Origin of the sequence: Microbacterium sp. Leaf351, from assembly GCF_001423825.1 — a bacterium.
GTDB classification, from domain to species: Bacteria; Actinomycetota; Actinomycetes; order Actinomycetales; family Microbacteriaceae; genus Microbacterium; species Microbacterium ginsengisoli.
In genome coordinates this window covers 69,860-75,812 of record NZ_LMPK01000036.1, presented here as the reverse complement: position 1 = coordinate 75,812, position 5,953 = coordinate 69,860, and the positions used below count along the sequence as shown (strand labels likewise).

The following is a 5,953-nucleotide window of genomic DNA, read 5'->3' as shown; positions in this document are numbered from 1 at the left end:
CCCGCTGACTCGACGGCGACACGGCCGGAACGGTCGGGACGGGTGAGCGAGCGTCGCCGCATCGATTTCCGAGAAGGATGTCGCGACACGCGCGCGCGCTGCGACCGCGCCGCGTTCCGGCCGCTTACCTTCGAGTGAGAAATTGCATACCGGGCAATTCTTTAACGTTCATGTTGAACGTGAAGGTTGACGGCCCGGGTGCCGGAACAGGGTTCGGGACGAGACGGAGGCCGGCATGAGCCAGAACCAGAACTACCTCGCAGTCATCAAGGTGGTCGGCGTGGGCGGCGGCGGCGTGAACGCCGTCAACCGCATGATCGAGCTCGGCCTGCGCGGCGTCGAGTTCATCGCCGTGAACACCGACGCACAGGCTCTGCTCATGAGCGACGCCGACGTCAAGCTCGACGTCGGCCGCGAACTGACCCGCGGTCTCGGCGCCGGCGCCGACCCCGAGGTGGGCCGCCGGGCCGCCGAGGATCACGCCGACGAGATCGAGCAGGCCCTCGCCGGCGCCGACATGGTGTTCGTGACGGCCGGCGAAGGCGGCGGCACGGGCACCGGCGGTGCCCCCGTCGTCGCGAAGATCGCGAAATCGATCGGCGCGCTGACCATCGGCGTCGTGACCAAGCCCTTCTCGTTCGAGGGCCGTCGTCGCCAGAGCCAGGCCGAGGCGGGCGTCGGACGCCTCAAGGAAGAGGTCGACACCCTCATCGTGGTGCCCAACGACCGACTCCTCGAGATCAGCGACCGCGGCATCTCGATGATCGAGGCCTTCGCCACCGCCGACCAGGTGCTGCTCGCCGGTGTGCAGGGCATCACCGACCTCATCACCACCCCGGGCCTGATCAACCTCGACTTCGCCGACGTCAAGTCGGTCATGCAGGGCGCGGGATCCGCGCTCATGGGCATCGGCTCCGCACGCGGCGCCGACCGGGCGATCAAGGCGGCGGAGCTCGCCGTCGAGTCGCCCCTGCTCGAGGCATCGATCGAAGGCGCGCACGGAGTGCTGCTCTCGATCCAGGGCGGTTCGAACCTCGGCATCTTCGAGATCCACGATGCGGCGCAGCTCGTCAAGGAGGCCGCGCACCCCGAAGCCAACATCATCTTCGGAACCGTCATCGACGACACCCTCGGAGACGAAGTTCGCGTCACCGTCATCGCCGCCGGATTCGACGGCGGCGAGCCGTCGCCGCGCCTGGAGCCCGTGCTCGGCTCCGCGCGCGCCGCCGCTGCGCCCGCGCCGACGGCGGCCGTCGCAGCGGTCGACGACCCGCGCGACGACGACACCTCGTTCGCCGTGCCCGTGCACGCCGGTGTCTCCGACCCGGCGCCGTACGACTCGGCCTTCGGCGAGGACGACCTCGACATCCCGGACTTCCTCAAGTAGGTCCGTTCGCCGTTCTCCGGTGGGCGTGAGCCCGAGCCGCCCGCCGGAGAATCTCCACCCGGGAGCACACCGTGCCCGACACCCTCGCCCAGCGCCTCACCGTCGTCGACGAGCGCATCGCCGCCGCGGCGGTAGCCTCCGGCCGAGCGCCGCAGGAGATCACCCGCATCGTCGTCACGAAGTTCCACCCCGCCGACCTCGTGCGCGACCTGTTGGCGCTCGGCGTCACCGAGTTCGGCGAGAACCGTCAGCAGGAGCTCACCCTCAAAGCGGACGAGATCGGGGCCGCACGGGGCATCCGCTGGCATTTCATCGGCCAGGCGCAGACCAACAAGGCGCGCGCCGTGCGCGCGGCCGCGCAGGTCGTGCACTCCGTCGACCGGGACAGGCTCGCCGACGCGCTCGACGCGGCGGCGGAGGAGGGCGATCCCGCCCTCGACGTGCTGCTGCAGGTCAACCTCACGGACGACCCGGGGCGCGGCGGCGTCGCCCCCGCCGACCTCGAGCGTCTCGCCGAGCACGTGGGCGGATGCCCCACCCTCCGCCTGCGCGGACTCATGGCGGTCGCGCCTCTGGATGAGGCGCCGGCCGACGCGTTCGCGCGTGTCGCCCGGCTCTCCGAGCGCCTGCGGGCGATCGACCCCGACGCCCGGTGGATCTCCGCCGGAATGACGGGGGATTTCGAGGAGGCGATCGCCGCCGGCGCGACACACCTGCGGATCGGCTCGGCAATCACGGGTCCGCGGCCCGAGCGCGGTTAGCCTCGATCCAGACAGCAAACGGAGGATGCGATGTCGAACCCGCTGAAGAAGACCATGGTGTACCTGGGCCTCGCCGACGAGGAAGAGGTCTACGAGGAGGAGCCCACTCCTCGCGCGTCCCGCAAGGAGGAGCGTCATGTCGAGAAGGCGGCAGCACCCGTGACCCCGATCCACCGTCCGGCCATCGTACGACAGCCCGCTGCGGCATCCTTGAACGAGATCCTGACCGTGCACCCGAAGCAGTACCGCGACGCGCAGAACATCGCCGAGAGCTTCCGTGACGGTGTGCCGGTCATCATCAACCTGTCCCAGATGAGCGACGCCGACGCGCGCCGTCTGATCGACTTCGCCAGCGGGCTCGCGATGGGTCTGTTCGGACGCATCGAGCGCGTGACGAGCAAGGTGTTCCTGCTGTCCCCCGAGAACATCGCCGTCTCCGGCGACGGCGCGATCGCCCAGGCCGACCCCGAGTCGGTCCCGTTCGCGCCCTAATCGCCGTGGAGGTTGTCCGCCTCGTCGCATCCGTGGCGAACATCCTGCTGCTGGTGTTCGTCTTCGTCCTGTTCGCCCGGTTGATCCTCGATTACATCCCGATGTTCAACCGAGGTTGGCGGCCGCGGGGGGCGGGGCTCGTCGTCGCGGAGATCGTCTACACGGTCACCGATCCGCCCATCCGGATGTTCCGGCGCGTCATCCCTCCGTTGCGCATCGGACCCGTCGCGATCGACTTCGCGTTCACGATCACCCTGCTGCTCTGCTTCGTGCTGATGTCGGTGACGAGCTATCTCGCGTCGTCCTGAGTCCTTCCGCTCCCCCCGAAGCCCGGGGCTATGCTTTTCTGAAGCGGCCCGAGAAGCGGGCACATCCCTCCTACCGACCGCCGCCACCTGAAAGAGGAAGATCTCATGGCATTGACTCCGGATGACGTCGTCACCAAGCAGTTCCAGCACGTGCGTTTCAAGGAGGGCTTCGACCCTGACGAGGTGGATGACTTCCTCGACGAGATCGTCGTCGAGTGGCGTAAGGCGCTCACCGAGAACGACGAGCTGAAGGCCAAGATCGCCGAGCTCGAGGCCGGCGCTGCCGCCGCCCCCGCCGCTCCGGCCCCCGCGCCCGCCGTCGAGGAGGCGCCCGTTCCCGCTCCGGCCCCCGCGGCCGTCCCCGTCGAGGGCGCGGCGGCGACCGCCGGCATCCTGGAGCTCGCGCAGCGCCTGCACGACGAGCACGTCGCCGAGGGCAAGGCTCAGCGAGAGCAGCTCGTGGCCGAGGCGAAGGCCCAGGCCGCCGTCATCATCGGCGACGCCGAGGCGCGCGGTCGTGACGAGATCGCCCGCCTCGAGAAGGAGCGCGGCTCGCTCGAGTCCCGCATCAACGAGCTGCGCCAGTTCGAGCGCGACTACCGCTCGCAGCTGCGGAGCTACTTCGAGGGCAAGCTTCGCGACCTCGACTCGACCAGCAGCGGCTCCGACCAGACGCCCGTCTCGGCCATCGGTCAGTAAGGGCGTTCCTTGACGGTTCGACCCCCGCTTCGTGCGGCGGCGGCCGGTACCACCATCGCGATTCTCGCGATTCTGGTGCTGGCCGCCGACCAGTTTGCGAAGCACTTCGCGATTCTCACGCTCCCCCCGGAGCGCAACGTGCCGATCATCGGCGATCTGCTCGGGTTCTATCTGATCCGCAACTCGGGTGCGGCCTTCTCGCTCGGCGAGGGCGTGACCTGGGTGTTCACGATCGCCCTCATGCTGGTCGCCCTCGGCATCATCTGGCTCGCGCTGACCCGCGTGCGTTCGCGCGCATGGGCGGTCGTGCTGGGGCTCCTCCTCGGCGGTGTGCTCGGCAATCTGACCGATCGGGTGCTCCGCGCCCCCGGTTTCCCGGTGGGGCACGTCGTCGACTTCATCTCGACGCCGTGGCTCATGCCGGCGATCTACAACGTGGCGGACATCTTCATCACGACCATGATGATCGGCGTCGCCCTGCTCGTCCTCACGGGTCGTCGGTTCGACGGAACACGTGAGCCCCGTGCGGGTGCGGCATACGAGGACGATGACGCCCCGAACGGGATCGATGACTCGCCGGCCGGGGATGATGCGTCGGGCGCGGAGCCGACGGGCGCAGACGCATCCGACGAGGTCGAGACGGACGGGGAGGACGACGCCTCACGGCCTGCACCGCCCGCCGACGAGCCCGGCCCGACGCCGACGCGCGCCTGACGTGGACAGCCGCAGCCTCCCGGTTCCGGACGGCCTCGACGGCGCGCGGGCGGACGCCGCGCTCGCGAAGCTGCTCGGCTTCTCCCGCACGTTCGCGGCGGAGGTCATCGATGGCGGCACCGTGCTGGTCGACGGTGCGGTGATCGACAAGTCCGACCGGCTGCGCGCCGGCGCATGGCTGGATGTCGCGTGGGAGCCGAAGCGCGACCCCGAAGTGATCCCCGTGGCCGTGCCCGATCTCGGCATCGTTCACGACGACGATGACATCGTCGTGGTCGACAAGCCCGCGGGCGTGGCCGCCCATCCCTCGCTCGGCTGGGAAGGCCCGACCGTGCTGGGCGCCCTGGCCGCCGCGGGCTTCCGCATCGCGACGACCGGCGCACCCGAGCGCCAGGGCATCGTGCACCGTCTCGACGTCGGAACGAGCGGTCTCATGGTCGTCGCCAAGAGCGAACGCGCGTACACCGAGCTGAAGCACGCCTTCAAGGAGCGCGAGGTCGAGAAGATCTACCACGCCGTCGTGCAGGGGCATCCTGATCCGCTTGCGGGTACCATCGACGCGCCCATCGGGCGGCACGCTTCGCACTCCTGGAAGTTCGCCGTCACGCCCGCCGGCAAGGACTCCGTGACGCATTACGAGACGATCGAGGCGTTTCCCGCGGCATCCCTGCTGGAGATCCACCTCGAGACGGGCCGGACCCACCAGATCCGCGTGCACATGGCCGCTCACCGGCATCCGTGCGTGGGTGACCCGTTGTACGGCGGCGACCCGACCCTCTCGGCGAGGCTGGGGCTCACGCGGCAGTGGCTGCACGCGCATCGGCTCGCGTTCACGCACCCGGTCTCGCGGGAATGGGTCTCGTTCGAGAGCCCCTACGCGCCCGACCTCGCGCACGCCCTGGCCGTCCTGCGCGGCGACTGACGAGCGCGCGCTGACGTCGATGTCGGATGCCGCGGCCACACTGGGCGCATGGTGATCGAGGTACGCGCGGCGACGGATGCCGCAGCGGTGCTCACGCTCGTCGGCGCGAAGAGTCCGACGGCCCGGGTGTGCACCTGCCTCAGCTACCGGCTGCCGTCGCGCGAGAGACGCGAGCTCGATGCTGCCGGCGCGGCCGCTGTCATCCGCTCGTGGTGCGCGGCCGAGCCGGCGCCGGGGGTCGTCGCGTGGGACGGCGACGAGCCGGTCGGCTGGGCCGCAGTGCACCCGCGGCGTGAGACCACGTTCGCGCGTTCGCGCGTCATCCCGCACCTCGACGATCTGGATGTGTGGTCGGTCTGGTGCTTCCGGGTGCGACCCGGCCACAAGCGGCGCGGGATCATGCACCACCTGCTCGACGGAGCGGTGCGTTTCGCCGCAGACAGCGGGGCTCCGGCGATCGAGGGGTACCCACTCGACAACGGCGGCGCGCGCATCGAGCAGACCATGGCCTATGTCGGCACGCTGGCCCTCTTCGAGCAGCACGGCTTCACCCGCGCGGCAGAGACCGCGTCGGTGCTCGACGGGCATCCCCGGGTGATCGCACGGCGCGTGCTCGCGTGAGCGCGACGGTCAGCGACCGCCCTCGAAGCGCGCCTCGGCCTCAGGGGCG

General features: G+C 70.1%; 8 protein-coding genes. All 8 read left to right on the top strand.

Features of this window, described 5'->3' with window-relative positions; all coding sequences use genetic code 11:
- Positions 1-235: 235 nt before the first annotated feature.
- The 8 genes from ftsZ (at position 236) to ASG00_RS12285 (ending at position 5,904) form a co-directional block, all read left to right on the top strand.
- On the top strand, positions 236-1,387 hold the full coding sequence (ftsZ, locus tag ASG00_RS12320; RefSeq protein ID WP_045247234.1) for a cell division protein FtsZ: 1,152 nt from the start codon (positions 236-238) through the stop codon (positions 1,385-1,387).
- 71 nt (positions 1,388-1,458) lie between these two features.
- Entirely contained in the window at positions 1,459-2,148 is a 690-nt protein-coding gene (locus ASG00_RS12315) for a YggS family pyridoxal phosphate-dependent enzyme (RefSeq protein WP_056209952.1), read from the top strand.
- 30 nt (positions 2,149-2,178) lie between these two features.
- Complete coding sequence (locus ASG00_RS12310; RefSeq protein ID WP_056209950.1) at positions 2,179-2,640, top strand: cell division protein SepF; 462 nt, start codon at positions 2,179-2,181, stop codon at positions 2,638-2,640.
- A gap of 5 nt (positions 2,641-2,645) precedes the next feature.
- Positions 2,646-2,948, top strand: coding sequence for a YggT family protein (locus ASG00_RS12305; protein WP_045247237.1), 303 nt, complete (start codon positions 2,646-2,648; stop codon positions 2,946-2,948).
- Positions 2,949-3,053: 105 nt separating this feature from the next.
- The gene (locus ASG00_RS12300) at positions 3,054-3,647 is read left to right on the top strand and encodes a DivIVA domain-containing protein (protein ID WP_056209948.1); all 594 of its coding nucleotides are present in this window, start codon (positions 3,054-3,056) and stop codon (positions 3,645-3,647) included.
- A gap of 9 nt (positions 3,648-3,656) precedes the next feature.
- Positions 3,657-4,361, top strand: a complete 705-nt coding sequence (locus ASG00_RS12295) for a signal peptidase II (RefSeq protein WP_137878137.1) — start codon at positions 3,657-3,659, stop codon at positions 4,359-4,361.
- Position 4,362: 1 nt separating this feature from the next.
- Positions 4,363-5,283, top strand: coding sequence for an RluA family pseudouridine synthase (locus ASG00_RS12290; protein WP_056209946.1), 921 nt, complete (start codon positions 4,363-4,365; stop codon positions 5,281-5,283).
- 48 nt (positions 5,284-5,331) lie between these two features.
- Entirely contained in the window at positions 5,332-5,904 is a 573-nt protein-coding gene (locus tag ASG00_RS12285; RefSeq protein WP_056209945.1) for a GNAT family N-acetyltransferase, read from the top strand.
- Positions 5,905-5,953: the final 49 nt, after the last annotated feature.